The organism is Streptomyces sp. NBC_01471 (assembly GCF_041438865.1).
Taxonomy (GTDB): domain Bacteria; phylum Actinomycetota; class Actinomycetes; order Streptomycetales; family Streptomycetaceae; genus Streptomyces.
The window spans coordinates 1,323,536-1,346,389 of sequence record NZ_CP109450.1; the positions used below are offsets into that span (position 1 = coordinate 1,323,536).

The 22,854-nt window shown below is 67.1% G+C and carries 24 protein-coding genes; 10 read left to right on the plus strand and 14 right to left on the minus strand.

All coding sequences use genetic code 11. The features are described 5' to 3' along the window. Nucleotides 1-80: 80 nt before the first annotated feature. Both OG285_RS05830 and OG285_RS05835 read right to left on the minus strand, forming a co-directional pair. Nucleotides 81-1,610: a trypsin-like serine protease gene (locus OG285_RS05830; RefSeq protein ID WP_371790379.1), complete on the minus strand. Its 1,530-nt coding sequence runs from the start codon at nucleotides 1,608-1,610 to the stop codon at nucleotides 81-83. 78 nt (nucleotides 1,611-1,688) lie between these two features. Then, entirely contained in the window at nucleotides 1,689-2,225 is a 537-nt protein-coding gene (locus OG285_RS05835) for a hypothetical protein (RefSeq protein WP_371790380.1), read from the minus strand. A 338-nt stretch (nucleotides 2,226-2,563) separates the two neighbouring features. Between OG285_RS05835 and OG285_RS05840 the strand changes: the two genes are divergently transcribed. Beyond that, nucleotides 2,564-6,037, plus strand: a complete 3,474-nt coding sequence (locus OG285_RS05840; protein ID WP_371790381.1) for an ALF repeat-containing protein — start codon at nucleotides 2,564-2,566, stop codon at nucleotides 6,035-6,037. Between the two features lie 15 nt (nucleotides 6,038-6,052). Continuing rightward, entirely contained in the window at nucleotides 6,053-6,397 is a 345-nt protein-coding gene (locus OG285_RS05845) for a hypothetical protein (RefSeq protein WP_371790382.1), read from the plus strand. A 461-nt stretch (nucleotides 6,398-6,858) separates the two neighbouring features. Here OG285_RS05845 and OG285_RS05850 read toward each other — a convergent pair whose 3' ends face one another. Beyond that, complete coding sequence (locus tag OG285_RS05850) at nucleotides 6,859-7,071, minus strand: hypothetical protein (protein WP_371793461.1); 213 nt, start codon at nucleotides 7,069-7,071, stop codon at nucleotides 6,859-6,861. On the opposite strand from OG285_RS05850, the gene OG285_RS05855 reads away from it, so the two are divergent. Next, complete coding sequence (locus OG285_RS05855) at nucleotides 6,982-7,605, plus strand: hypothetical protein (protein WP_371793689.1); 624 nt, start codon at nucleotides 6,982-6,984, stop codon at nucleotides 7,603-7,605. The two genes, OG285_RS05850 and OG285_RS05855, sit on opposite strands and share 90 nt — an antisense overlap. A 462-nt stretch (nucleotides 7,606-8,067) precedes the next feature. On the opposite strand, the gene OG285_RS05860 is transcribed toward OG285_RS05855, so the two are convergent. After that, entirely contained in the window at nucleotides 8,068-8,289 is a 222-nt protein-coding gene (locus tag OG285_RS05860) for a hypothetical protein (protein WP_371790383.1), read from the minus strand. A gap of 163 nt (nucleotides 8,290-8,452) precedes the next feature. Between OG285_RS05860 and OG285_RS05865 the strand changes: the two genes are divergently transcribed. From OG285_RS05865 to OG285_RS05875, 3 genes are all read left to right on the plus strand, one after another. Then, nucleotides 8,453-8,863, plus strand: coding sequence for a DUF317 domain-containing protein (locus tag OG285_RS05865; protein ID WP_371790384.1), 411 nt, complete (start codon nucleotides 8,453-8,455; stop codon nucleotides 8,861-8,863). A gap of 580 nt (nucleotides 8,864-9,443) precedes the next feature. Then, nucleotides 9,444-9,656: a hypothetical protein gene (locus OG285_RS05870; RefSeq protein ID WP_371793462.1), complete on the plus strand. Its 213-nt coding sequence runs from the start codon at nucleotides 9,444-9,446 to the stop codon at nucleotides 9,654-9,656. Between the two features lie 93 nt (nucleotides 9,657-9,749). Then, a complete protein-coding gene (locus OG285_RS05875) occupies nucleotides 9,750-10,079 on the plus strand; it encodes an esterase (protein WP_371790385.1) in 330 nt (109 codons plus the stop codon). A 577-nt stretch (nucleotides 10,080-10,656) separates the two neighbouring features. Here OG285_RS05875 and OG285_RS05880 read toward each other — a convergent pair. The 9 genes from OG285_RS05880 to OG285_RS05920 form a co-directional block, all read right to left on the minus strand. Continuing rightward, on the minus strand, nucleotides 10,657-11,052 hold the full coding sequence (locus OG285_RS05880) for a hypothetical protein (protein ID WP_371790386.1): 396 nt from the start codon (nucleotides 11,050-11,052) through the stop codon (nucleotides 10,657-10,659). Between the two features lie 102 nt (nucleotides 11,053-11,154). Further along, the gene (locus OG285_RS05885) at nucleotides 11,155-12,915 is read right to left on the minus strand and encodes a relaxase/mobilization nuclease domain-containing protein (RefSeq protein ID WP_371790387.1); all 1,761 of its coding nucleotides are present in this window, start codon (nucleotides 12,913-12,915) and stop codon (nucleotides 11,155-11,157) included. Further along, nucleotides 12,915-13,580 carry a MobC family plasmid mobilization relaxosome protein gene (locus OG285_RS05890; RefSeq protein ID WP_371790388.1) on the minus strand — a complete coding sequence of 222 codons (666 nt, stop codon included), beginning with the start codon at nucleotides 13,578-13,580 and terminating at the stop codon, nucleotides 12,915-12,917. The genes OG285_RS05885 and OG285_RS05890 overlap by 1 nt, the downstream gene beginning before the upstream one ends. Beyond that, entirely contained in the window at nucleotides 13,577-13,801 is a 225-nt protein-coding gene (locus tag OG285_RS05895; protein ID WP_371790389.1) for a hypothetical protein, read from the minus strand. Before OG285_RS05895 ends, OG285_RS05890 begins: the two co-directional genes overlap by 4 nt. A gap of 101 nt (nucleotides 13,802-13,902) precedes the next feature. Beyond that, nucleotides 13,903-14,970, minus strand: coding sequence for a DUF2637 domain-containing protein (locus OG285_RS05900; protein ID WP_371790390.1), 1,068 nt, complete (start codon nucleotides 14,968-14,970; stop codon nucleotides 13,903-13,905). Further along, nucleotides 14,967-15,524, minus strand: coding sequence for a WhiB family transcriptional regulator (locus OG285_RS05905; protein WP_371790391.1), 558 nt, complete (start codon nucleotides 15,522-15,524; stop codon nucleotides 14,967-14,969). Before OG285_RS05905 ends, OG285_RS05900 begins: the two co-directional genes overlap by 4 nt. 102 nt (nucleotides 15,525-15,626) lie before the next feature. Beyond that, complete coding sequence (locus OG285_RS05910) at nucleotides 15,627-16,331, minus strand: ATP-binding protein (RefSeq protein ID WP_371790392.1); 705 nt, start codon at nucleotides 16,329-16,331, stop codon at nucleotides 15,627-15,629. Further along, a complete protein-coding gene (locus OG285_RS05915; RefSeq protein WP_371793463.1) occupies nucleotides 16,331-17,350 on the minus strand; it encodes a hypothetical protein in 1,020 nt (339 codons plus the stop codon). Before OG285_RS05915 ends, OG285_RS05910 begins: the two co-directional genes overlap by 1 nt. 1 nt (nucleotide 17,351) lies before the next feature. Next, nucleotides 17,352-17,678, minus strand: a complete 327-nt coding sequence (locus OG285_RS05920; RefSeq protein ID WP_371790393.1) for a transcriptional regulator — start codon at nucleotides 17,676-17,678, stop codon at nucleotides 17,352-17,354. A 431-nt stretch (nucleotides 17,679-18,109) separates the two neighbouring features. Between OG285_RS05920 and OG285_RS05925 the strand changes: the two genes are divergently transcribed. Beyond that, nucleotides 18,110-18,556 (plus strand): Secondary metabolite protein, encoded by a 447-nt coding sequence (locus OG285_RS05925; RefSeq protein WP_371790394.1) that lies wholly within the window; start codon nucleotides 18,110-18,112, stop codon nucleotides 18,554-18,556. Between the two features lie 18 nt (nucleotides 18,557-18,574). Here the strand turns inward: OG285_RS05925 and OG285_RS05930 are convergent, their stop codons facing one another. Then, nucleotides 18,575-19,447, minus strand: a complete 873-nt coding sequence (locus OG285_RS05930) for a helix-turn-helix transcriptional regulator (protein ID WP_371790395.1) — start codon at nucleotides 19,445-19,447, stop codon at nucleotides 18,575-18,577. Between the two features lie 341 nt (nucleotides 19,448-19,788). On the opposite strand from OG285_RS05930, the gene OG285_RS05935 reads away from it, so the two are divergent. From OG285_RS05935 to OG285_RS05945, 3 genes are read left to right on the plus strand one after another with little or no spacing between them, the layout of a single operon-like run. Continuing rightward, nucleotides 19,789-20,331 carry a regulator component gene (locus OG285_RS05935; RefSeq protein ID WP_371790396.1) on the plus strand — a complete coding sequence of 181 codons (543 nt, stop codon included), beginning with the start codon at nucleotides 19,789-19,791 and terminating at the stop codon, nucleotides 20,329-20,331. 20 nt (nucleotides 20,332-20,351) lie between these two features. Continuing rightward, nucleotides 20,352-21,521 (plus strand): MAB_1171c family putative transporter, encoded by a 1,170-nt coding sequence (locus OG285_RS05940; protein WP_371793464.1) that lies wholly within the window; start codon nucleotides 20,352-20,354, stop codon nucleotides 21,519-21,521. Nucleotides 21,522-21,526: 5 nt separating this feature from the next. Then, nucleotides 21,527-22,705: a cytochrome P450 gene (locus OG285_RS05945; protein WP_371790397.1), complete on the plus strand. Its 1,179-nt coding sequence runs from the start codon at nucleotides 21,527-21,529 to the stop codon at nucleotides 22,703-22,705. Nucleotides 22,706-22,854 lie beyond the last annotated feature (149 nt).

Below are 22,854 nucleotides of genomic sequence, written 5' to 3' on the forward strand. Positions count from 1 at the left end.
CCAACAGCGTCCCTCCTATGGGCATGGGCCGTCGTCGCGCATGACACGTTGCCAATCGATCTCAGCGGACCGTTGGATTTTCAGCCGATCGACGGCCACATGCTGGTGCGGGTGCCGAGCTTGCCCTTGCCGTCTCCCGGGTAGATGAAGAGGCCGCTGGCGGTGTTCATGGCGGCGATGTCGGCCTTGCCGTCGCCGTTGAAGTCGCCGCCCATGATGACGGGGATGGTGCTCCAGCCGTTGTCGGTCCACATGTTGTTGCTGAAGTCGAGCATGCCCGCGGTGTTGCCGGTGTAGAGGTCGAGCGCCCCAGCCTGGGATATCGCGGCAACGTCATTGCGCTTGTCGGAGTTGAAGTCGTCCGAGGCGACCAGGCGCTTGTCCCAGGTCTGGTCCTTCCACATCTCCTTGCGGGTGCCGTCCAGAACGCCGTTGGCGGCCGTCGGGTAGGAGAAGATGCCGCCGTTGGGGGAGATGCCGACGAGTCCGTCACGGGTCGCGCCGTTGCTGCGGAAGGTCGCGATGTCCGGGAAGCCGCCCCAGGAGGTGTCCTTCCACATCTTCAGCGGCGAGCCCAGGGTGCCGTTGCGGGTGCCCGGGTGCATGACGAAGTCCCCGGCCTCGTTGAGCGCGGCGATGTCGCCGAAGCCGTCGCCGTTGAAGTCGCCGCCGAAGATCCGCTTCTTGTGGACCCAACTGCCGTCGTGCGCCCACAGCTCGCGCCCGTACTCCAGGGTGCCGTTGGCGGTGGTGTAGAAGGCGTGCAGGTTCCCGTCCTTGAGGACGGCGGCGATGTCGGGACGCCCGTCGCCGTTGAAGTCAGCGGTGGTCATCACGTTGGTGACATCGGCATGCTTGGTGGCAAGCCGGTTCTTGGCCACCCAGCTGGCGAGGTCGTCGACGCGGGTGTCGATGGCGTCGGTACGGGTCTCAGCCGCGTCGACTCCCCAGCAGCCGCCCTGCCAGGAGCGGGAGTTGATGCCAACCAGCTCGACCTTGCCGTTATTGGTGGCCAGTGCAGGGGCGCCGGAGTCACCGGCGCAGATGGTGGCACCGTCCTTGCCTGCCAGGGGCAGGTTGCTGGTGCTGGGTGTGCCGACGGTGAAGGTTCCTGTGTGCATCTTCAGCGGCGACCACTCGTCCTTGGTACGACCGTAGCCAGCCACGGTCACATCGGTGCCGGCCGCCGGAGCCTGCGGCGCGATGTCCAACGGGGTGGCGGTGGTGACGGGCTTGTCGAGACGGGCAAGGGTCACGTCGCGGTCGGCGCGCGGCACCAGCTGTACAACGTTGCGGACCTCCCCGGCGGTGGAGGCCAAGTCGGTCCGGCCGATGGTCGCCTTCGTGGCCGTGGTGGGGGCGCCTGAGGCGGGCTTTCCATCGGCGGAGAAGCAAGTGGCGGAAGTGAGCAGCCACTGGGCGTCGACGAGGACACCGGAGCAGGTGCGGTCGCCGTCCCCGATGTCGATGCGGGCGGTGAATGCGGAGGCCTGGGCGGCGGCTTCACTGCCAGTGACGGCCTGAGCGGGCAGGGCGCCAAGAACGCCCGACAGAAGGGAACCGGCCAGCAGGCTCGTCAACAGAGCTGCGCGGTTGAGGTTGTTGGCCACGTGCAAGGTGATCCGATCGAGCTCAAGGGAGGGAGATGGGGACGCTGTGACAGCGACGAAACGCGGTGGTGGTGAAGGTCAGCTGGTGACGCGCAACTCGACGAGTACGGAGCGCAGACCCGAGTCACCGGCCTCGCCCATGGGTGTGTAGTCGTTTGCCGGAGCCTTCACGACGTTCTCCTTGCCATCGGCAGTCAGCGTCGCTGTAACCGGATGCGCCTCGGTCCACACGCCAAATGCATCCGGAAGCTCGAGCGTCAGCAGGCCCTTGGAGCCGTGAACGGTGAAGCAGAAGTTCGTCGCAGCCACGCGCGACTTGACCATGATGTCGTACGGCTGCGCGCAGTCGCTCAACACGATGTGACCGTCGCCGCGTTTGAGGACGATCTGCCGGTCAGCCGCAATCTTGTCGGCGCCCGGGTAGTCAAACGTCTCGACCGTCGTGGGCATGTCCGCAGCCGCTGTCGCGGTGGCTGCCTGTGGCTCGGCGTTCGCCGTGTTCAGCGCAAGCAGGCCAGCGGACGCAGTCAGAGCACCAATGATGCTCGCAAAAAGTGCCTTTCGGGCACGGGTTATCGCCACTTCTGCCTTCCAGTTGGGATTGAGGGACTCCACGAAACCCACGTAATTTTCACAAGTAAAGCACATGTAAGCTACGGCAGCCCTCAACATCTAGCAGCTCAGGGGATGTTGTGGAGCAGATGGGCCGCTCGTAAGGTGCCAAGTTTTACTTCGACAATTAATTCCCATTGCAGTCCATATCCACCAATGCGGACATTTCTTGCTTCGGTAACTAAACCGCGGCTCGTCTTCTGTTGTGGCTCATGCGGGGCGTGCACGGTCTCCGTGCACGCCGAGAGAGAGGAGACAGAGTGGCAAGACAACCACTCACATCGGCGGGACAGCCGATGCGTTTCGCACAGAGAGGCCCTGCAAAGAGGCGGATACCCGCCTTGCGCAGTGCCGTCACGGTCCTCCTGCCCGCGGCCCTGTTCGCCGGTCTGCTGGGATCGGCGGCGCCGGCCTTTGCCGGCACCGATGAGGACGGCCTCCTCATCCCGTCGGCACGATCCGAGGCTGTCGACTACTGGACGACGGGAGGTGCTGGCGTCAAGGAGGCCGCCGAACAGGCATTGCTGGGTTCGGATGAGGACATCAAGAAGTTCCTCGATGACGCACCAAAGATCCAGTACGACGACGACTACGTGGACGCCAGCCGCGTCATCAACGCGGGCGGTCCGGCCGTGCAGGATGCGGCCAAGGCGGCGCTGCTGGGTACGCCGGACGATCTGCATGCCTTCTTGAAGGACGGTTGGAAGGCGCCGCTGGCACAGGACCAGCAGGTCGAAGCTTCCAAGGTCATTAACTATGGCGGCGCCGGTGTACAGGCAGCTGGCAAGGCCGCATTGCAGGGTAGCGCCGCTGACATCGAGAAGTTCCTCGATACGGGCCAGTACGACGCGCGGGAGACCGACAACGAGGTCGCGGTCTCCAAGCTCATCAACTCCGGCGGTCCCAATGTGAAAGCGGCAGGCAAGCTCGCGCTGCAGGGTACGCCGGACGACATCGATGAGTTCCTTGAGGTCGGCCAGTTCACGGCCCGCGACCGCGACCAGGAACACGCCACAATTGAGCAGCTGACCGAGCAGGCCGAGGCGGCGGGCAAGCAGGCCCAGGAGGCAACCGACAAGGCTGAGGCCGACTCGGCCAAGGCCATCGCGGCCGCCGCCCAGGCGGAGAAGGCCGCGGCGAAGGCCGCGAAGGAAACCGCGGCGGCCAAGAACGACTCGAAGATGGCCGCTTACAAGGCCAAGCAGGCAGCAGACGCGGCCCGGCAAGCGGCTGCGGCGGCGCAGACCGCGATCGGTGCAGCCAACGAGGCCACCCACTCTGCGCGCATCGCGGCGCTCGCCGCTGCGCAGACCGCTTCGGCCGCGGCAGTGGCCGCGGACGCGGCGGAGGACGCCTACAACTCCGCCATCGCCGCGGGCAAGGACAAGGGCCAGGCGGGGGCCGCAGCAGAGCAGGCTAAGAAGGCCCGCGCCGCCGCCGGCATGGCGAAGAAGTCCGGTCTGGCCGCGCAGAAGGCGGGCGACGCTTCCAAGGCCGCCGCCAACGCGGCCAAGGCAGCGCGCAGCGCCGGTGGGAATGCCGACGCGGCTGCCGAATCGGCAGATGAGGCCGACGCCGCCGCCGAGGCTGCGGGAATCCACTCCGGTGAGGCCAAGGCCGCCGCGGCAGAGACGCGCCGTCATGCTTCCGAGGCAAATCGCGCCGCGGATGCCGCCGAAGCGCTGGCCAACAAATCGGCCGCGGCAGCCTACGAGGCCCGCGACTACGCCAACTCTGCTGCAGAGCACGCCGACAAGGCCGCAGATGCCGCAGATGCGGCGGCCAAGTTCGCCGGGACCGCCGCTGAAGCGGCGAAATTGGCCACGACGCACGCGGCCGCGGCCAAGGACGCGGCCGACACCGCCACGAACGCAGCCGGCACTGCGCACAAGGTGTTCGGCATCGCCCGGGAGGCTGAGGCGGAGGATCTGATCACCCGCACCAACGCCGCGATCGAGTTGGCAAAGACACAAGATCTGAGCACGAATCAGGCCGGTTCTGAGACAGCTGGCCTCGTTGTCCAGGCTAGGCAGCTCGACGACGCCCAGACGGCCCTGGCCGCCGAGGCAGCCAAGCCCGACGCTGACACTGCGGCGCTCGCCGCCAAGGGACGTCAACTCGCCCTGGACGCGATGAAGTCTCGTGGTCCCTGGGTGCGTCAGGCCGCCGCCGATGCCCTTGCTGGCTCCGATGAGGACGTCCTCACATTCCTGCGCACAGGCTGGGACCAGGCCAAGCAGCAGGAGACCCGTGACGCCGTCACCGATCTGAGCACCAACAGCCCGTACGAAAGCGTGCGCACGGCTGCCGCCGCCGCGCTCGAAGGAGACAACAAGACAGTCAGCGGCTTCTTCACCACCGGTCAGTACGACGCCGGTGTGGTCGACATGGAGGTCGAGGTCTCCAAACTCGTCAACGCCGGCGGGCCAGGGGTTCAAGAGAACGGGAAGGCTGCCCTCGCAGACGGCAGCGGTAAGGCACTGGCGGCCTTCCTTGCGAGCGGCCAGTACAGCGCCCGCAACGCCGACGAGCAAGTCGAAGCATCCAAGCTGGTCAACGACGGCGGACCGGAAGTTCAGGCAGCTGCGAAGGTGGCCATAGCCGGTCCCGCCGATGCGCTTCACGACTTCATAACCGTCGGGCAGTACATGGCCGAGCGTCAAGACCAGCTCGCCGCAACCCATGTCGCACAGGTCACGGGCCTGGTCGCCCAGGCCGACGCGATCTCCGCTACGGCACAGCAGAACAGCTGGCTGGCCGCCAAGGCTGCATTCGAAGCCAACGGCGCCGCTGGCGAGGCACAGGACGCAGCGACGCGCGCCCACGACTCTGCAGTGAAGGCATCTGGGTACGCCCACGACGCGGACACATCCGCCGACAAGGCACAGGTCAGCGCCAACAACGCCGCAAAGTCCGCCACCACCGCACGCAACGCCGCTGCCACCGCCGACCGGGCTGCCGCAGACGCCAATGAATCCGCAGCCCAGGCGCAGTGGTCCGCCAACTACGCCTACACATCGGCCGCCTCCGCCAACAGCTCCGCAGCTCAGGCAAAGCAAGACTCCCTCGCCGCAGGCAAGAGTGCCAACGCGGCCAAGGCTGACGCCAGTGCCGCATGGCAGAGGACCATCGACCTGCGCAACCAGGAGGAAGCCGCAGCCAGCAAGGCGGCAGCAGCAGCACGGAAGCAAGAGGCAGAGGCCGCCAAGAAACCACGCTGCGTCCCTCGGTACAGGGAGGGGGGAGTCGACTACGAGCTCCTGCGGTGCGTCAAAAACGGCGGCATCGTGCATACCGTTCCGTCGAACCCCACCATCATCGCCATCGCATGGGCCCTGACTAGCACCGACACTCTCGTGGAATGCCGCGACAATCCGACACTCGCGAAGTGCGGTGAGTACGTTGCGATGGTCATCCCTGGTTTCGGCGAGTTCAAAGCACTCAAGGGACTCGAGGACTTCAAGTACATCAAGAGAGTTGTCGAAGGCACACGACTCGGAAAGATCGGACAGCTCGGTGAGATCGCCCTCAAGGAGGGGAAGCCGCTCGGCAAGGAGGGCGCCCCACTCGTGCATGAGGTCACGCAGGACGAGCTCGATCAAGTAGCGAACGGTATACGTGAAAAGTTCGGTGCTCCCGACCGGGTGACCGAGGTCCCAGGAAAGGGAAGCGTAGAGACATGGAATTTTGACGGCGGGAACGTCAACTACCGGAATTTCAGCGGAACCGCCGGAGCTGGCGACACTACGATCGACTTCACCAAGGATCTGATCAAAGAGCTTGGTCTCAAGCGATACCACGTTCCTCGAGGCTAGACGGAAGGCTGTTCAATGAGTGAGATCTATGAATCCGAACTCGCCTATCTGGTGCAATACGCAGAGCAGACATCTGTCTATTTCACTATCCTCTGGGACGCCGCCGAGACGGTCGCTGATGACGGAAGCTCAGTTCCTGAAGTGCAGAAAGCGGCTCTCAGTCTCGTTGGCGACATGCTCGATCGCGGAATTAGAGCTGGCGACATGAGCCCTCAAGAGGGCGAGGAAGTAGTCCCATGGGATCTCTCTCGCGAAGGGGTGCTCCACCGCATCGAGCGAGAGATGCAGATGTACGACGACCCGTACGACTACATCAAGATCTGTTGGTTTAGTGCGCCTAAATCAACGGAATCCCACTAGTCCAAGGCGACGCTGCATACTACACGGCCGACACATCGACTGCCTGCCCAAAAGGCTCTTTCATAGAGAGCACTGTAGCGCTCCGTGACGAATGCCGAGGAGGTTCGCCTCCTCGGCATTCGCCTGGACTGGAGCCGGGCGCACACCCGCCGAACACCCGGCGGCTCTGCGGTTGCCCTACTGGACTTTGACTCGTGATGTCGTGTGGATCGCGGCGGCGTCACGGTCCAAGACCCCAAAAGCCGCCGGCTCGGGTTCACGGCTGTAGCCAGCGCCGCGCCGCGGCGAGATTCACCTTCGATATCATCGCTCCAGGAGCAGAGCTCCAGCGACGAGAGGTAGCCGCCTTGCGCGAAGACCAGGACCTCGTCAGCGCACTCGCCGGTTTCGGTGTGGAGCTGTACCTCGGCAGCCACGACGGTGCCAAGGTCCGTCGGTGCGGGCTCCACATGACCGCGTAGTCAGCACCCGCCAGCTTCCGCAGCGGTGGTCGCCGTCACCAAATCGGCCAGCCGGACGCCGGGCAAGTAGTCCGGATTCTCGTGGCGCACGTTGATCGCGTCAGCGATGTCAGACCTACGGCCATGCAGGACGATCTCGTTGCCTGCCTCGGCAAGGACCGTGGCGAAGACCGTGCCCCACGAGCGAGCGGAAAGCACGGCCACCCGGTGCACAGGCTCAGACCCACGGTGGTGGTTCGTGGGGTAGTGGTGTTCGGCCATCATCGTCCCGCATCTCCCAGGACCCCGTCCGGAGCGACGAGCCCCGGCAGCCTACCGAGCATCCAGACACCGCCTGGGACGGTCCGTTGGGCGTCTCAGGGTGAGGGCGACGGCCCGGCGGCTGGCCAGTGTGGGGAGCTTCCTGCGGGCCTCGGCCAGCATCTGGTCCACAGCCTGATCGCCCAGCTCGCGCCGCGGTTCGGTTTCACGGGTGATTCAAAGACGGTAGAGGCCGCCACCCACAACGACCCGTACGACTCGACAAAGGAACCGCGGGGAACGGCAATCTACCTTGCACGGAAGGCGGCAGCCTACCGGGAGTTGGGCGGCCTCGACGGTGCCGTACACACGGCCGAGGAGGCAGTGGCCCTGATGGGCGGTGTCAGTTCAGCGAGGGGCAACAGCACCCTGGGCGACCTCCGAGACGGTCTCGACCGGCACCGCACCGTCCCCGTAGTGGCGGCCTTCCTGGAAGCCACGGGCTGACCGCAACTTCCATAGAGAGTCAGAACCTAATTCCAGGAACTAGGTTCCGATTTCTCTGTTGATTCGAGTTGTCCGCGAACCCCTGCGAAGGTTTAGGCACGGCCAACGCCACAAGGCATCTCGGCACCCCCGGCGCCTGTCACGGCGGCCACCCGCACCCACACCGGTGCCCCGCTGGGATCGGACGGCATCCGGGCCGCAGCGGCCCTGCGCCGGAGTACCGCTGCGCCGAGCAGCCTCTTCAGCCACGCACCCCAGCCGCAACCGCGGGTGCCGGCAGCCGTCACCGCCCATTCAGCGCCCTCCCAGGGCCGGTGATCCGCGTGGCACTGAGAGCCAGCCGCCTCTCCCCACCGCCACGGCGCCCGCGTGCAGTCGAGCAGCTCGTTCGGCTGCGCACGCGGGCGCGTTCCCCTCCCCCGCCCCGGAGCCCCGACTAGGGGCCGCACCGCTGACCACCGGTTAGGCGAGGTCATCGTCGCGGTGGGCATCCCAGATGCGGGAGCCCACCGCGCGGGCCAGCTCCTCCAGCGTCAACTCGACGCGACGCCCCTCGGGCTGCGCACCAATAGCCCACTGGCCGTCGGCGACCATCGCGATGTCGCCCACCGTCCAAGGCCGCCCGGCGGCGAGGATCTTGCGCTCCAGCCCGGCTCCGTCCCAGTGTCTGCCCGGCTCCGCCATCCCTGCTCCCCCTTCGTTCCTGTGCGGCCCGTTGCCGCAACCCAGTTACGACAACCGCGTCCGCCAATCCATTCCCGGGCCACCAGTCATCTGCGGACGGGCGCCAGTTCGCCCACGGCAGACGCCGCTTCCCGGGAAACGACTACGCACTTCGGCACACCGCATGCCAACGTACGGGTATCGGAAAAACCGCAGGTCAACGAAGGGTTCGTCCACCCTTGAACACCTCCACCGCCCTCCTGCCCACCGCCCTCCTGCCCGCCGTAGTCCGCCCCGCCGTGGAAGACCGCTGCTGGCTCTCCTCAGACGGCTGCGCCGCCCCGGTGCTCGACCTCCTCGACACCCTCGGCTGGGCAGCCGTCGACACCCCGGAAGCCAACGTCCACTCGACGAGCCCGGACGGCCGCGTCTACGTCGGCTGGCTCCCCGAAGACCCCGCCGCCTGGAAGGCGGCATCCTCTGGCAGATCCGGGTACACCCCACCGAAGGCGACCCGTGGGCCCAGGAGTTCGGCCCCTACACCCCTTCCGAAGCCGTCGCCGGTTTCATCGCTGCCCTCGTCGCCCAACGCTGAAGGCTGAACGGTGCCGCGACAGGAGGTTCCGACCGTGCGCATGCTCCTGGCCACCCGCCCCGGCTACCGCCGTCAGTGCGCTTACGCCCGACGCTGCACCTGCTTCTACCGACCCGGTCAGTACGGCCGCCGCGCCAAGGCCGTTCGCCGCCGTGCCGCCCGTCGGGCCGAACAGCGTCAGTGGCGGCGCGACTTCGCTGAATGACCACGGCACCTGATACCGGCCAGACCCGGCTGACGGACCCCACACCCCACACCGCGAGGAATTCACCATGCCCTTCCGCGCTCCACTCACCAACCACCACGCCGACCGCACTCTCTGCCCGAAGGAGCACAAACACACCAGCTCCGGCAAGCCGCTCCACCCCGACTGCCACCCGAGCCGTCTGCTCCTGCGGCGGCTGGGAGATGGAGGAGTCCGGCAAGGGCTACGTCAACGAGTCCCGCAAGCGTCACCTCCTCACCCACCGCGCACCCGCATCTCCGACATCGCCATCCGTGCACGACGTGCTCCCGTTCAGCATGCGCTGACGTCCTGGCGCCAGACCCACCAGCCATGCACTCCCCACCGGAGGAATCCGTGCCCCACTACCTGACCGTCGGCCACCTGCTCCGCCAGCTACAGAACCTCGATCCCAGCCTGCCGATCCGTCTCGCCATCAACCCCGACTGGCCCTTCACCCACTACCTCGGCACCGACATCGTCGTACGCGCCGGCGTCGCATACATCGCCGATGACGGCCAGCAGGACTACCTCCCGACAGAAGTCCGTGACGCCCTCGCCTGGGCCTGACCGAATCGCACCGCCCCATCCCCGGAGGCTCTTATCTCGTCACGCTGCTGCCCTTCGCACGTCCTCCCGCTGCACGGCCTCGCCGTACGCCCCATGCCCAACGGCGTACGCGGCGCACTCGTCCACCGCGTCTCCTCCCTCCCCGACGGACCGCTCGACATCTCCTGGCTCCCGGCCGACGCCGCCAGACTCCCCCTCGGCCACATCCGCCTGCACTGGGAACCCGCCTCCCTCGCAGGATGGGACGTCACCGCCCACCTCGGCCTGGCCACCACCGAGGTCCATCTCGCCTCCTGGCCCGCCGCACCCGACCACTGGCCGCGCCTGGTCCGCCCCACCATCCACGAAGTACGCGGCCTGTGCGCCGCCCTCGCAGTCGCCACCGCTGCCCTCGACCTCTCCCACCGTCTCGCCGAGGTCTGACAGCAACCGCAGAAGGCCGCCCCGCGCCGATCAGGCGGGGCGGCCTTGCCGTACGCCCATCGCGCGTTGCGTACGCTCATCACCGACGAACGAGGAGGACACGATGCCCGACGACCAGCAACTCTGGGGGTACCCGGAGGTCGCCGCCCACCTGGGCATCACCGTCCGCGCCACCCGCAGCCGCAAAAGCCGGGGCAGTCTGCCCGCGCCCGATGACACCAGCGTGCCGGACCGTCCCCGTTGGAGGCCAGCCACATTCCAGGGCTGGAAGCCGGTCGGCCGAGGATTCCGCAGCGACCTGCACGGCGAACCCACTCCCGCAGCCCCACCGGCATCCTCCGAGAAGGGGGCTTCATGAACAAGCATCTCGTCGGGTACTCCCTGGCCGCCGCCGGAGCGGCCACCGCACCGTCGCCGCTCAGCACAGTTACGGCATCCCCTTGTTCGCCGTAGCGGCCGGTGCAAGCGCGTGACGGCCGGATCCGTGACCGTGCCGCCGACCGTCCCTCTTCAGTGTCGGCACCCCCAAGGGGTCGGAGCGCGGGAACAAGCTCCTCGGCATTGGTTCTCTACCGGCCTAGTCCAGGTAGGTGCCGGCGAAGGCGCCGTCGAATCCGAGTGCGGCGAGGCCCTGCTCCACGCTGGGGTAGGTCGTCCCGCCCGGGATGGCGATCAAGGCGTCGAAGTCGCCACGGCTGATCTCGGGTTCGAGCCACTGGTTGCTGCAGCGGCAGACGATCCAGACGTTGCGGCCGTGGTTGATGAGCAGCCAGTCGCGCCGGGCCCGGCAGTCCGAGCACATCACGGGGATCCCGCGAAGGGCCAGCTCGCTGGGGTGGTTCAGGCAGCGTGTCACGCCGGGGCCGTTGGGCGGCTGCGTCTCGTATTCGAGTTGCAGCAGGGGATCGGTTCCGGCGGGGAGGACAGGTGTCGGCTCTGCGGGCCGGTCGGTGGTTCTGAGCACGAGCGTCATCTCCGGGTCGAGGACCTTCTGTTTCCATCCGTAACAGCCGGTGGGACCGGTTGTCCAGGGGTTTCGCGGAGTCCGGTAGGCAGCTGGGCGGCGGACTCTTTGTCAGCGGTGCGGTGAGCGGTTGCGCGGGTCGGGGCGGGCTGCGGCTGTGGGTTCTGTCCGGGTGCTGGTGCGGTTGGCCGAGGGCTTAGTCTGGCGGGTGTCGGCCTGCGGGCGGCGGGGCACTTCACCCGGGTGAGCGGGAAGTTGGGCGAGTCGGCGCAGTCGCCAGACCAGGACGTCGTTCACGTCGTCCGCGGTGTCGAGTTCGCGCATGACGATCGCCTTCTCCAGCAGTGCCCTGGAGTCGTGGCCTGCCTGTTCGGCCTGGGCCAGGGTGGCGGCGAGAGCATCAGTGTTTGTTTCGCCATCGGAACGTAGGCCATGCCCAGGTAGGACTGCGCGGATGGTCGCCTCGTGGGTTCGGCGTTCGGCTTCAGGCAGGGCGCGGCCGTGGTCGCGCAGGGCCTGCATGGGTGCGGTGGCGGCCTGGCGGTATGCGGCTCGTAGGTGCTGGGCGGCCTGTCGGGAGGCTTCGGCCTGCTGAGCGTGACCACGGGCGGAGTGCCAGCGGGCGGCGGCCAGGACGACCAGGACGAGGGTGGATACCACCATGGCGGTGGTTCCGCCGTCCTCACCTCGGCCGAGTGCACCACCAGCTTGGATGATGCCGCGCGCCGCCGCGCGGATCGCGCGGGTGTCTGCGTGCTCGGCGCGGACGTGGCTACGTGTTGCGCGTTCGAAGGAGCGGGCGGCAGCTCCCAGTTCGGCCCGGGTGCTGGCCGGGGAGGTCTGGGCGAGCACGTCCAGGAGTTCACCGACGCCGACGAGTTGGGCCGGAGCCTCGCAGTCGTCGCTGTCCAGCAGGATCGCGGCGCGCTCGGCAATCCCAGTGGCGTTTCGTCGCCCTCGGGCAGGGGGTGACCAGTTCGCACGGCTGCCGGCCGCGATCGAGGAGGTCGTCTCGTCGACGGGCCCCTCAGCGAGGCGGAGACGGATCTTCGGCAGCGAGAGGTCAGGGGCCAGCTTCGAGCCCGGGAACCAGACCGGTACCCCGTCGCGGTTACGGTCGCCCGGCATGGCGACGTTGTATCCGAGGGCATCACCCGAGGGGGCGAGGCGCAGCTTCACGCGCAGACCGGCGTCGTGAAGGCGGGTGAAGAACTCCTCTTCGGTGGCGGCTCCGGCGAGGGCTTGGCGGACGGCTTCACGGAGCGTTTCGCGTGGCGTCTCCGGGCGGCCGGTACGTTCCGCTTTGAAGCGTTCGGCGCTGGTGGGTGTCTTGGCTCCGGTGCCGTCGCCGGGCTTGAGCTGGCGCAGGTCCATCTCTTTTTCTATGCGGCGGCATTCGGCCTGGGCCTTCTTGAAGTCGTAGTTCATCCGGGGGCGGCGCAGGTCGCCTCGGACCATGGTGGCCAGGATGTGGATGTGATCGTCCGCGTGGCGTACGGCAACCCAGCGGCATCCGTCCGGGTCGCCTTCGGGTGCGAGACCCGTGGCTTGGACCAGGCGGCGGGCGACGGTGTTCCACTCGGCGTCGGTCAGCTCCCGGTCGCCGGGGTCGGTGCGGACCGAGCAGTGCCAGACATGCTGGGCCGGGGCCTTGCGTCCGGCCTGCTTGACCCGCAGGTCCAAGGCGGCGGTGAGCCGGGCCAAGGTGACCTTGGGGTCGGGATCGGGGCTGGCGTCGCGCCCGGGGTCAGGGGCGAAGCCGTCCCAACTCCCCACGAGGTGAGCGTCGACGTGCTCGTCCCGCTTGCCGGGGCCGTACAGGTAGACGAGCAGGCCGTGGGTGCGTGAGCCGCGCCGGATCTTGGGGACCATCACAGACGCTTCTTCACCAGAGCGTCGGCCGTGTCATCGAGGCGGGACAGAACTCGGGTCAAGGTCGTCAGCGCGTGGTCGAGTTCGCCAGGGCGGGGCTGCCCACCGGCGTTGAGGACGAAGGCGATCTGGTTGATGTTGTTGCCGATGCGGGCCAGTGCGGTGCGCAGCGCGGCCAGCTCGTCAATGGCGGTGTCGAGCTGTTCGTTGCTGTGCACGTGGGTGGAACCGCGGGCGACGGCGAGGCCGGCAGCGGCGAGGAAGCGGGCGACGGTAACGGCGCGCTGCTTGGCGGCGGTGGTGATCTCGGCATTCTCGGCATCGGAGAGGCGGGTGGTCGTCTTGTGGGTGCGCTGGCTCGGGTTACGAGTGCGGCGGCGTGGGGTGCGGTCGGGGAACGCGGGCTCGCTCGGGGTCGGCTGCTCGCGTGGGACGTCGTCGTCTGCTTCTCCTCCTGCGACCGGCGCCCCCTGGTGCCGGGAGTCCGGTTGGTCCCCGTGCGCCCTCGCTCGGGGACCAACCGGACTTCCCCCGCCCTCCTGGGCGGGGGCAAGTGCGTACGACGGGCCGTAGGACCGTCGTACGCGACAACTTGCTCCGCCAGGAGCCGTCGTAGGGTCACGCAGCTCTCCGGACGTGGTAACCACCGGGTCGTTGGCGTTCACCGGCTCGACTCCGTCTCCTGCTGGTGGATGGTGCGGACGATTTCCTCGATCCAGTCCATGGCCAGGACCGGGTGGTGCAGGGTCCAGGGGCGGCTGTGCCGGTGTCGTTGCACGGTCCAGGTGGTGTCGGGGCCAGATTCGGCATGGTGAAAGTGGCCGTGCTGGTGCAGGACGGCCAGCCAGGAGTCCACCTCGGCCGGTGTGGCGGGCTTCGTGCGCATGGTGGTGCTCTCCGGTTCACTTCGTGAGGTGGTAGGGGGGTGTCCGGGGTCGGGTGACCGGCCGTGTGTCCGGTTCGGTCACCCGACCCCGTGGAGGTCGGTCAGCTGCGGGCGGCAGTGACCGGCTGACCGTGCTGCTCGCGGAGCTGGACCATCAGAGCGGTCAGGGTGTCGCTCGACAGCGGGATCTGCTGGCCCCGGATTGCCTGGGCAACCACCTTGCGGGTCAGCTTGTCCTCGGCCCTGACCGCTGACCGGGCGATCTTCAACAGCTCCTCGGTGTCCGGGTCAGACCGCCGGTCACCGGTGACCGGGCTCTCCCGATCACTGACCGGCGGCGCGGTCCCCTGGCGGTCAGTGACCGGCGGGAGCCTGACCGGGCTACCGGTGACCTGCTCGCTGTCGACCTGCCGGTCACTGACCGCCGGGCCGCTGCCCGACTGTCCGGGCAGGTCAACGCCGTTGTCCTCCCCGTCACGGTGACCGTGGTCCGGGCGGCTGGCGTCCGCCCAGTCACTGTCGCCGGTCGGTGTCCGGGTGTCCGGGTGTCGCTTGTCCAGGGACAAGCGGTACTGGTCGGTCAGGGCACCGACCGGCTGTCCGGCGCTGACCTGACCGGGCTGGGGCTGCGGCTGACCGGCTCGGTCAGTCCGAGTGACCGCGATGCGCTCGGTCTGACCGATCTGACCGGGGTCAGCGCGGTCATCGCGGTCAGACCGGTCACTGTCCTTGACCGGCCCCCGGGCGATGAGGATGTAGAGGTGGACGGCTCCGGCCAGGGCGAGCGGGGCGATGGTGGACAGCACGGCGACCACCATGTCGCCGAGCCTCAGCCCGGCAGCCGGGGCGTTCTCCTCGTTAAGCCTGACCGCGTGCAGGGCATTGGCCCAGATGCTGGTGGCGGTGGCCGTGCCAAAGAGTGCCCAGACGTAGAGGCGGGCCCGTATCGGCGCGTCGCGGAGCACCAAGAGCGCCCGGATACCGTAGGCGATGAAGCCATCCACGATCAGAGGGAAAAGGTAGGTGAGGAAACCGCGGACGTGGATAGCGACGGCCATCTGCTGGAGTGCGTCGTAGGACAGGGCGCAGCCCGCGCCTCCGAGGGCGAAGACGGCTACGCGGTCCCAGCCGGTGATGTGCGCCGTCTTCTGTGCGTTCGCGTTGCTCACGCTGCCGTCCCGAAGTCGCCCTGGCCCAGGCACTCTCCGTCAGTCTTGGGGGGCGGGGCGGTCGGCTTCAGGTCGCGGTTACGGATGGCGAGGCGAATTTCTCGGTACCGCTTCTGCGCGTGCTCCTCGCTGACCGTCAGGAGCCAGGCCAGCCGCTGTTCGCTGAGGCCCTGACGGAAGGCGGCGTGGATGACCGCGCGGCGTTCGGCCTGGGTGAGGTGGACGTCGCGCCCGGCGATGGTGGCGTTGACACGGCTGTAGTCGAGGCGGCTGGCGAGCTTCGCGTGCAGCGGCTCGCGCTCCTCCTGGGTCATCCCGCCCCGGATACCGTCGGTGTCGCCGCCCTCCAGGGCGGCGTCCAGGCAGGTGCGGCGGACCGGGCACTGGCTGCACAGCGACATGGCGGCGGTGATCTTGGCGATCTCGTCGGGCTCGGGGAAGAAGATGTCAGGGTCCACCGGGTTGTACTCGGTGCTCTGGCAGACGGCCTGCTCCTGCCAGGTCTGGTCGCCGAGCGACCGGTGGCGGGCCGGGCTAATCGTCATGGTGGTCATGCGGGTTGCTCCGATCGCTCTCCGCGCGCAGGGGCGTCGGCGGAGAGGTGCGCTGGGTCGGGAAGTTGTGGGGCGAGGCCGGGCGTGGCTGCCTGCATCCGGTCAGGCGGCGGCGCGGTCGCGTCTGCGGTCGACCGGCTCGAACTGGATCCGGGTGGTCATCTGCGCGAGACGGGAGGCGACACGGTCCCCGATATGGGACCGGAGGTCGCTGATGCGCATGTTCGTCGTGATCAGGGTCGGGAGCATGTGGTTGTACCGGCGGTTGATCAGCCGGTACGTCACTTCCTCCGTCCAGTCGCTGGCCTTGGCCGCACCGAGGTCGTCGATGATGAGTAGCGGGCAGCGGCTGACGGCCGCCAGCTCCCGCTCGCTGTCCACGCCGGGCCGGGGGCGGAGATCGGCGTAGAGGTCGGCGGCGGTGCTCGCGCGCCAGCGCACGCCGACCCCGCCCTGCACCAGCTGCCGGACCGCCCCGTATGCCTGGTGTGTCTTGCCCGCACCGACCACCCCGGCCATCAGCAGGCTGGGCCCGGTGGCGACCTGTCGCCGGGCTCCTCGGCTGGGGGCGACGGCCGCTTCGGCGACGTCCCTGGCCCAGGCCAGGACCTGCGGGTGGTCAGCGACCGCACCCCGGTAGCGAGGGGGCACCCCGGTGGACAGGGCGTCGAGCGGGGAGAAGAGCTCGGGCTCCTCGGACGCCTCGGCGGTGGCCGGATCGACGTTGCGGGCTGCCAGGATGCGGGCCATCCGGTCCAGGGCGCCCTCGCTGCCGAGGGTCTGCGGTTCGCGGGTTCGGGTGCGCATCACAGCTCCTCGGCGTAGGCGGCGGAGGCATCGACCGGGTTGGTCCACGCCTGGTGAGCGAGCACGTTAGGCCGGATTCCCGGCCGTCCCAAACCGGCGGAGCGCGCGTTCATGGCCTCGTTGACCATGCTGGTCAGCACGCTCGGGTGCTTAGGGTTGGCGGCGAAGTTCTGCAGCCCGGCCCGGATGTGCTCCGGGGCTATGCCCTCGGCCAGGAGCTTCTTGGTGATCCGACCGAGGTGCCCGATCACGTCGCTCGGCGGGCGCTCGTCGCAGGCGGCGATGTACTCGCCGACGAGCTGGTTGGCCGAGACGGGGGCTGCGGGCGCTGTGCGCCCCGTAGGGGAAGAAGATCCAGGATCCAAGATCCTAGATCCAGGCGCCGAGCCCTCTCGGAGACGTCGGGGAAGGCTCGGGGAAGGCTCGCAGAATGTGTCCTGACCTGAGGTTTTCGTTTCCTCGTGGCTAGGGGCGTCAGCCATGGCGTCGAAAGCGCCCTGCTGAGGGGCGGGAACCTCGCCTGCGTGATCGCGAGGCGTCGCGGCGGGCTGTGCGGGCAGATCGAGGGCTCGGGGAGTGTTCGGTGAAGCCTCGTCGTGTCCTCGGGGAGGGGTGGGCGACTCCTCGGCCCGTTTGGTGCAGGTGCCCTTGCAGGGGGCGCACCGGTCGCCACCGTGGTGTTGCGGGCAGGAGGGCAGCCGGGACTGGCTTGCCTTGTCGATCTTCTGGTGCTCGGACCAAGTGACGATGTGGAGGTAGCGGCGGCCGTCGCAACCGGTGTACCGGCAGACCAGGCCAGCGTTCGCGAGCTGGTGGAGGTCGTCCTCGACGTGGACCGAGGTGTGCTCGGCGCGCAGGGGCCAGAGCAGCCCGGCGATGATCGCGGCGTTGTCGCGGTGGCGGCCGTGGTCGTCGGCCTGGGTGAGGAGCCCGAAGAAGGTCCGCTCGGCCTCGACGCTCACCTCGGCCAGCGACTCGGAGACGAACGCCTCCGGCTTGATGGTTCGTATCCGCGCCATGTCAGCGGCCCCGACCGGCGGCTGCGAGGTCACTGCGGTTGAGGGTCGCGTCGGCGAGGTCGAAAATCTGAGGTCGGGTCCAGTCCGCCTCCGGCCAGACGCGCAGGATCCAGCGAGCTGCGACCCTGCTGGTCGTCCGGCCCAGCTCCATGGTCTTTCCGGCGTCGTCCTTGATGATGGCGTGCGGGTGGGGCCACACCTGCTTCGGATCGTTGAGGCTGACCCGGATGGTGGCCGCGCCCGGGATCATGTCGGCGAGCTGGGCGGCGAGACGGTGCTGGCGGTCGGCGTCCGGACAGGCCGGGGTTCCGCTCGGCATGGCGAGCATGCGATACTCCGTGGTTCGTAGGACCGCGGTGCGGTGGTACTCGTGCAAAAGCCCCGCCGCCCGCGAGATGTGAATCAGTGCCCTTAGGGGTGCTGGCCCGGCGCTTGGGAGTTGGTAGCTCCCGAGCGCCGGTCTCATTCCACCCCGGCGGGTGTCATGGCCCCGGTGTCTGAATCGCCCTCCTCTCCTGACCGCCCGGCGGTCGGTGATCCCGCTTGAGCGGGGACCAGAACCATATGGCGACCCCTGGCCCAAGTCCAGTCCTTCACACCCACTCCGACCAGGCATGGAACACTGCACTGGATGAATAACGATGTCAACGTACACTGCAATGGAGTCGATGCGTCAACTGCAGTGCCGGGATCTGGGATGATGAGGGACATGATCGCCACTGGAGTGGATAGGATCCTGGTCGTGATGGAGGGCTGGGGATGACCGAGAAGAAGGAGCGCACCTTCGCGGAGCTGCTCGACTACCTGTTCAGAGAGGTGCGCCCGAAGGGGCGCGGGTCGTTCACATACGCGGAAGTGGCTGAGGGCATCCGGGCCAGCTCCGGCGTGACCATCTCGGCGAGCGGCATCCAGCAGCTCCGCACCGGGAAGAACTCAAACCCGAAGTTCGAGACGGTACGGGCGCTGGCCGGCTACTTCGGCGTACCCCCCGGTTACTTCTTCGAAGAGGAGACGGCAGAGCGGACGCAGGCCACGATTCAGGTGGTCGCGGCAATGCGTGACCAGGAGGTACGCAGGGTTGCGCTACGCGCCAACGGCCTCAGCACGTCTAGCTTGCGCATGGTGAATGAAGTGATCGACCACGCCCGACGGCTCGAAGGCATGGCGGACGACACGGGCGCCGCCGAGCTGCTCGACGACGAATAGACCTCGCCCCGACCGGAACTACGGCACCCGTCGGCTCGCATTGGGCTGGTTGCCCGATGGCGGCTCATCGGGGCTTTCCATGAGGACGATCAAGCGGAGCCGGTCGCTGCGCATGGGACGCAGCCCGACGAGGCGAACAGCGACCTCCCGGCCCCGGTGATGCGGGAGCCTGATCCTTCGCAGCGCGCCATCAGCATGCTCGACCATCTCGCGGCGATCCCACATATCCCGCACCTCCGAAGACGCCGCGAGGATGTCGCGCTCCAGGCAACGCAGAGCCTTATTCTTCGGATGGCGGGCGCGCTCATAGCGGATCTGGCCCAGGTAGGACGGGGCCCAGTCGTGCTCCCAGTTCACGAGCTGCTCGCGGGCCTCTGGGCTGAGGAAGGCCCACCTCATCTGATTCGCCTGATGGGCGGCCCAGGGGAACCAGTCGAGGAAAGGGGCGTTGTAGCCGACCACATTCCATGCCACGTCCGTCACCAAGGCAGGGCTGGGCGCCTGGTTGTCGAGGAATTGCTGGAGCAGCTCGTCCATTTCTGCCGCTACATCCGCCACTGGCACTGCGGCGAGCGCCGGCGGACGCCCGATCGCCCTCATATACAGCGCGTGGCGTTCCGCCCGACTCAGCCGAAGCGCTGACGACAGCCGGTCAAGGAAATCCGCGGAGTAACCGGCTTGCTTGTCCCTCTCCAAGTCGCCGTACCAGCGTTCGCTTACGCCAGCCAGCCGGGCCACGTCATGCTGCGTCAGCCCACTACTCCTCCGACCTGGCGCTGCCAGGCGGGGAATCGTTCGAGGATCAATGCGCCGCCGCCAAGAGCGCAGGAGTTCAGGCAGGGATTCGGCTCCAAGCTCATCGTCGTCGTCTTGCCCACCCCGGGAATCCATGGCCCAAGATTAGATCGCACGATCAGGTGACATGACTCACAACACACCCTGAAAAACCTTCACAGAATTAAGAAGCGGTCATCCAGCGTAGTCAGACATAACGGATAGTCGACCATTCAACAAAGTGTGTCACGCGCCACAACACCTCGCTCATGCCCGGAGCGAGGCGAGATCGTCAGTTAGAACCGCACGGGCTTCCCCCACCTCCGGGCCTCGGCCGCGTCACCTCCTGTAACCGGAAGTACCACTTCCAGGAAGCGTGGCTTCACCCTTCCTCTTGGCATCCTCTTTCAACCGTTCACTAGCAAGTTGGTACACCGAACAGGCCGAGGGGGATTGCAATGCCTTTGCCAGGATTCGACCAGGGTCGACTGCGCAAATCGTGTGAGGCGCAGGTCGATCTCCTGCACTTGCCGCATCGCTTCACCACGCGCGAATTGCGCGATGCGATAGCCGCGCTTCGCGGAAAATGCATAATCCTGAAGCCGCTGAGGACGCTCGGCGCGATCGATGCGCCCTGCGGCCTGCGGCTGGAGACACCGGAGGCTGATCTCCTCTACTACGAGGAGGGGGCATCTGTACATCACCAACGGCACATCCTGACGCATGAACTGTGCCACGTGTACTGCGACCACCCAGGAAGCCTGGAAGTCGATACCGACACGGCACATGCACTCGGAGTGAACCCCACGCTCGTGATGCGCATGTCGGGGCGTACGAGCTACTCCTCAGCTGATGAACGCGAGGCGGAGATGATGGCGACCATCATTCGCCAGCGAATCTACCGCGAACGTGAATCACCCTCTCGCCAGCCGAATAAGGGATCGGACAGCTGGGACGCACTTTTTGCCCAGCCCATAAAGAAAGGTCGGTTCCGGTCTTGATGAATACCCTTTTCCTTGGCATGGCCTGTCTGCTCGCGGCGGCTGCCGGTTACTGGGTCCTCGGTAGGGGCACACCGCGACCAACCGGAACATGGGCCATGGGCGCTCTCCTAGCCTCGTTCGCCTTCGCCTTCGCCTCTTACTCACCGCTGTTCGAGCACATGGTGGAAGCAGTCGTGCCGCACGTGGCCCGTCTCCTCAGTAACTCCGCCTCTTTGGCGGCCGCCACCTCAGTCCTCGCGCTCTCCTTCCAGGTCAACCTGCAAGAACTTGAAGCGCGCCGCCGCATCCGTCTGCGCCTCGCCCTGCTCGGCGCCTCCGTACTCGGTATGAGCGTCTTGTTCACATGGGAGCAGCTGACGCATCGGTCCCCACAGATCTACGCGCTCTACCTGCTCGTCTTCATCTCATACCTGAGCTTCGCCATCATCGACTTCCTGCGGCAGGCCCTGGAGCAATCGAAGTCGACCCGCAGGAGCAGTGTTCGCATCGGCCTGCGGACTGCAGCAGCAGGCTGTCTGTTCGCGTTGGTCTACGCCGCGTACAAGCTGACGATCCTGTTCTCCCTCGGCCTCGGTTTCCACCTCCTGTCGGCGCACTCCGAATGCTCCTCGTTTGTCGCCACGCGCTGCATCTTCAGCGTGGACTCTCCGGCACTCGCAGTCCTGTTGATCTGCCTGGGCCTCACGCTGCCCGCCGTGGTGTACCCGATCACTCAGGCACGCCGCCACCGCTGGGAAATACGGTCCCTAGACGCCCTAGACCCCCTCTGGCAGGACCTCTCGGCAGCGATGCCGGAAATTGTCCTGCCGGCAGGAGCACTGGACGAAGAACCTGCGACAGACGCCGACTTCATCCTTCAGCGCCGCGTGATTGAGATCAGTGACGGCATCCTCGCCCTTCGTCCCTACCGGTCCCAGCATGTGCAGGATGCCGCGGCGCAGTCCGCGGGCAGGGCAACGGGAGGAAATGCGGCGGTCGTTGAAGCAGCGATCATCGAGGCTGCACTGGCCTCCTTGCAGGAAGGCCAATACCCCAACGAAATCGCTCCGCCGTCAACGACGGACATCACGGTGCGAAAGGACCTCCGTGCCGACGTTCATTGGCTCCTCCAGGTAGCCAGTGCCTATACCCTCTCGTCCGCCGCGCGTGTAGCCGAAGGCGGCAAGCCAGAACAGACTGGAGTCTGAAAGTCATGAACGATCCGACCAAGGACCCTCGCTTCCTTCGTGACCCCTACCCCACTTACGCGGCCATGCGCTCCGTATGCCCTGTGCAGCCTGGGCCCACCGGCTCAAGTGGGCGCGGCAGTTACGTCGTCACCGGCTATACAGAAGCCCGGGAGGCTCTCAGTGACTCCCGGCTCTCAAAGGACACGGCAGCCTTCTTCGCCGATAAGGGCTCACGGCGTCGCCTCCACCCGGCGGTAGCTCACAACATGCTCGCCAGTGATCCGCCCGAGCACGCCCGGCTTCGCAAGCTGGTGACCAAGGCGTTCACGACAGGCGCTGTCGCGAAGCTACACCCGTTCATCAGCCAGGTCACCGATGCGCTTCTGGATCAGTGGTCCGCCGGCGACCAGGTCGACCTGATCGCCGAACTCGCAGTGCCGCTGCCGGTCATCGTGATCTCCGAGATGCTGGGAGTGCCAGAGACCGATCGGCCCGATGTCCAGGGCTGGTCCGGAGAGCTGTTCGCCGCCGGCAATCCCGACCTCATCGATGCGGCCTCGCACGCCATGGCCGAGTACATGACCGGTCTGATCGCTACCAAGCGCCTACAACCAGGTGAGTCGCTCCTCGACCGGCTGATTTCGGCGCGCGACGGAAACGATCACCTCAGCGAAGAGGAGCTGGTGTCGCTGGCCGTGCTGCTGCTCATCGCAGGGCACGAGACCACCACGAACTTCCTCGGCAACGCCCTGCTGGCGCTGCTCCAGCACCCTGCCGAATTGGAACGGCTCCGGAAGAAGCCGGAAGATGTGTCAGCCTCGCTGGATGAGCTGCTCCGGTTCGACTCCCCTGTCAGCACAACCACCTTCCGGTTCACCACGGAACCAGTCGTTCTGGGAGGTGTCGAGATTCCCTCCGGCGTTCCCGTGTCGGTGGCACTTGGAGCTGCCAACCGCGATCCGGAGAGGTACGCGTCACCGGACCAGCTCAATCTCGAACGCGAAGCAGCGGGCCATCTAGCCTTCGGACACGGCATCCACCGGTGTCTCGGTGCCCCTCTCGCCAAGGCAGAGGCGGACATCGCTCTGCGGGCGGTCTTGACTCGATACCCCGAAATCCGGCTAGCCCTACCACCCGAACAACTGAACTGGCGGCGAACTCGCCTAGTGCGCGGCCTGGCCTCGCTACCCGTCCTGACGTAAGTGCCGGGCTCGAACGCCAGCTTGGTGATCACTTGGCAGGGATACTGTCACCCACTGCCGTGGCAAGGCAGAGTGCACGGCACGTGATGATTCGCCGGACACCCCTCGCTCATCAGGCACAGTCGTCATTCGGAGGTGGAACCCTCAAC

What these genes read in the sequence shown, in the direction of transcription:
- OG285_RS05845 (WP_371790382.1), top strand. Translation starts at nt 6,053, where the DNA reads ATGAGTGAGATCTATGAATCCGAACTCGCCTATCTGGTGCAATACGCA.
- OG285_RS05855 (WP_371793689.1), top strand. Translation starts at nt 6,982, where the DNA reads ATGCAGGACGATCTCGTTGCCTGCCTCGGCAAGGACCGTGGCGAAGAC.
- OG285_RS05860 (WP_371790383.1), bottom strand. Translation starts at nt 8,289, where the DNA reads ATGGCGGAGCCGGGCAGACACTGGGACGGAGCCGGGCTGGAGCGCAAG.
- OG285_RS05865 (WP_371790384.1), top strand. Translation starts at nt 8,453, where the DNA reads ATGCCAACGTACGGGTATCGGAAAAACCGCAGGTCAACGAAGGGTTCG.
- OG285_RS05875 (WP_371790385.1), top strand. Translation starts at nt 9,750, where the DNA reads ATGCCCAACGGCGTACGCGGCGCACTCGTCCACCGCGTCTCCTCCCTC.
- OG285_RS05880 (WP_371790386.1), bottom strand. Translation starts at nt 11,052, where the DNA reads ATGACGCTCGTGCTCAGAACCACCGACCGGCCCGCAGAGCCGACACCT.
- OG285_RS05885 (WP_371790387.1), bottom strand. Translation starts at nt 12,915, where the DNA reads ATGGTCCCCAAGATCCGGCGCGGCTCACGCACCCACGGCCTGCTCGTC.
- OG285_RS05895 (WP_371790389.1), bottom strand. Translation starts at nt 13,801, where the DNA reads ATGCGCACGAAGCCCGCCACACCGGCCGAGGTGGACTCCTGGCTGGCC.
- OG285_RS05905 (WP_371790391.1), bottom strand. Translation starts at nt 15,524, where the DNA reads ATGACCACCATGACGATTAGCCCGGCCCGCCACCGGTCGCTCGGCGAC.
- OG285_RS05910 (WP_371790392.1), bottom strand. Translation starts at nt 16,331, where the DNA reads ATGCGCACCCGAACCCGCGAACCGCAGACCCTCGGCAGCGAGGGCGCC.
- OG285_RS05915 (WP_371793463.1), bottom strand. Translation starts at nt 17,350, where the DNA reads ATGGCGCGGATACGAACCATCAAGCCGGAGGCGTTCGTCTCCGAGTCG.
- OG285_RS05920 (WP_371790393.1), bottom strand. Translation starts at nt 17,678, where the DNA reads ATGCTCGCCATGCCGAGCGGAACCCCGGCCTGTCCGGACGCCGACCGC.
- OG285_RS05925 (WP_371790394.1), top strand. Translation starts at nt 18,110, where the DNA reads ATGACCGAGAAGAAGGAGCGCACCTTCGCGGAGCTGCTCGACTACCTG.
- OG285_RS05930 (WP_371790395.1), bottom strand. Translation starts at nt 19,447, where the DNA reads ATGGATTCCCGGGGTGGGCAAGACGACGACGATGAGCTTGGAGCCGAA.
- OG285_RS05935 (WP_371790396.1), top strand. Translation starts at nt 19,789, where the DNA reads ATGCCTTTGCCAGGATTCGACCAGGGTCGACTGCGCAAATCGTGTGAG.
- OG285_RS05940 (WP_371793464.1), top strand. Translation starts at nt 20,352, where the DNA reads ATGGCCTGTCTGCTCGCGGCGGCTGCCGGTTACTGGGTCCTCGGTAGG.
- OG285_RS05945 (WP_371790397.1), top strand. Translation starts at nt 21,527, where the DNA reads ATGAACGATCCGACCAAGGACCCTCGCTTCCTTCGTGACCCCTACCCC.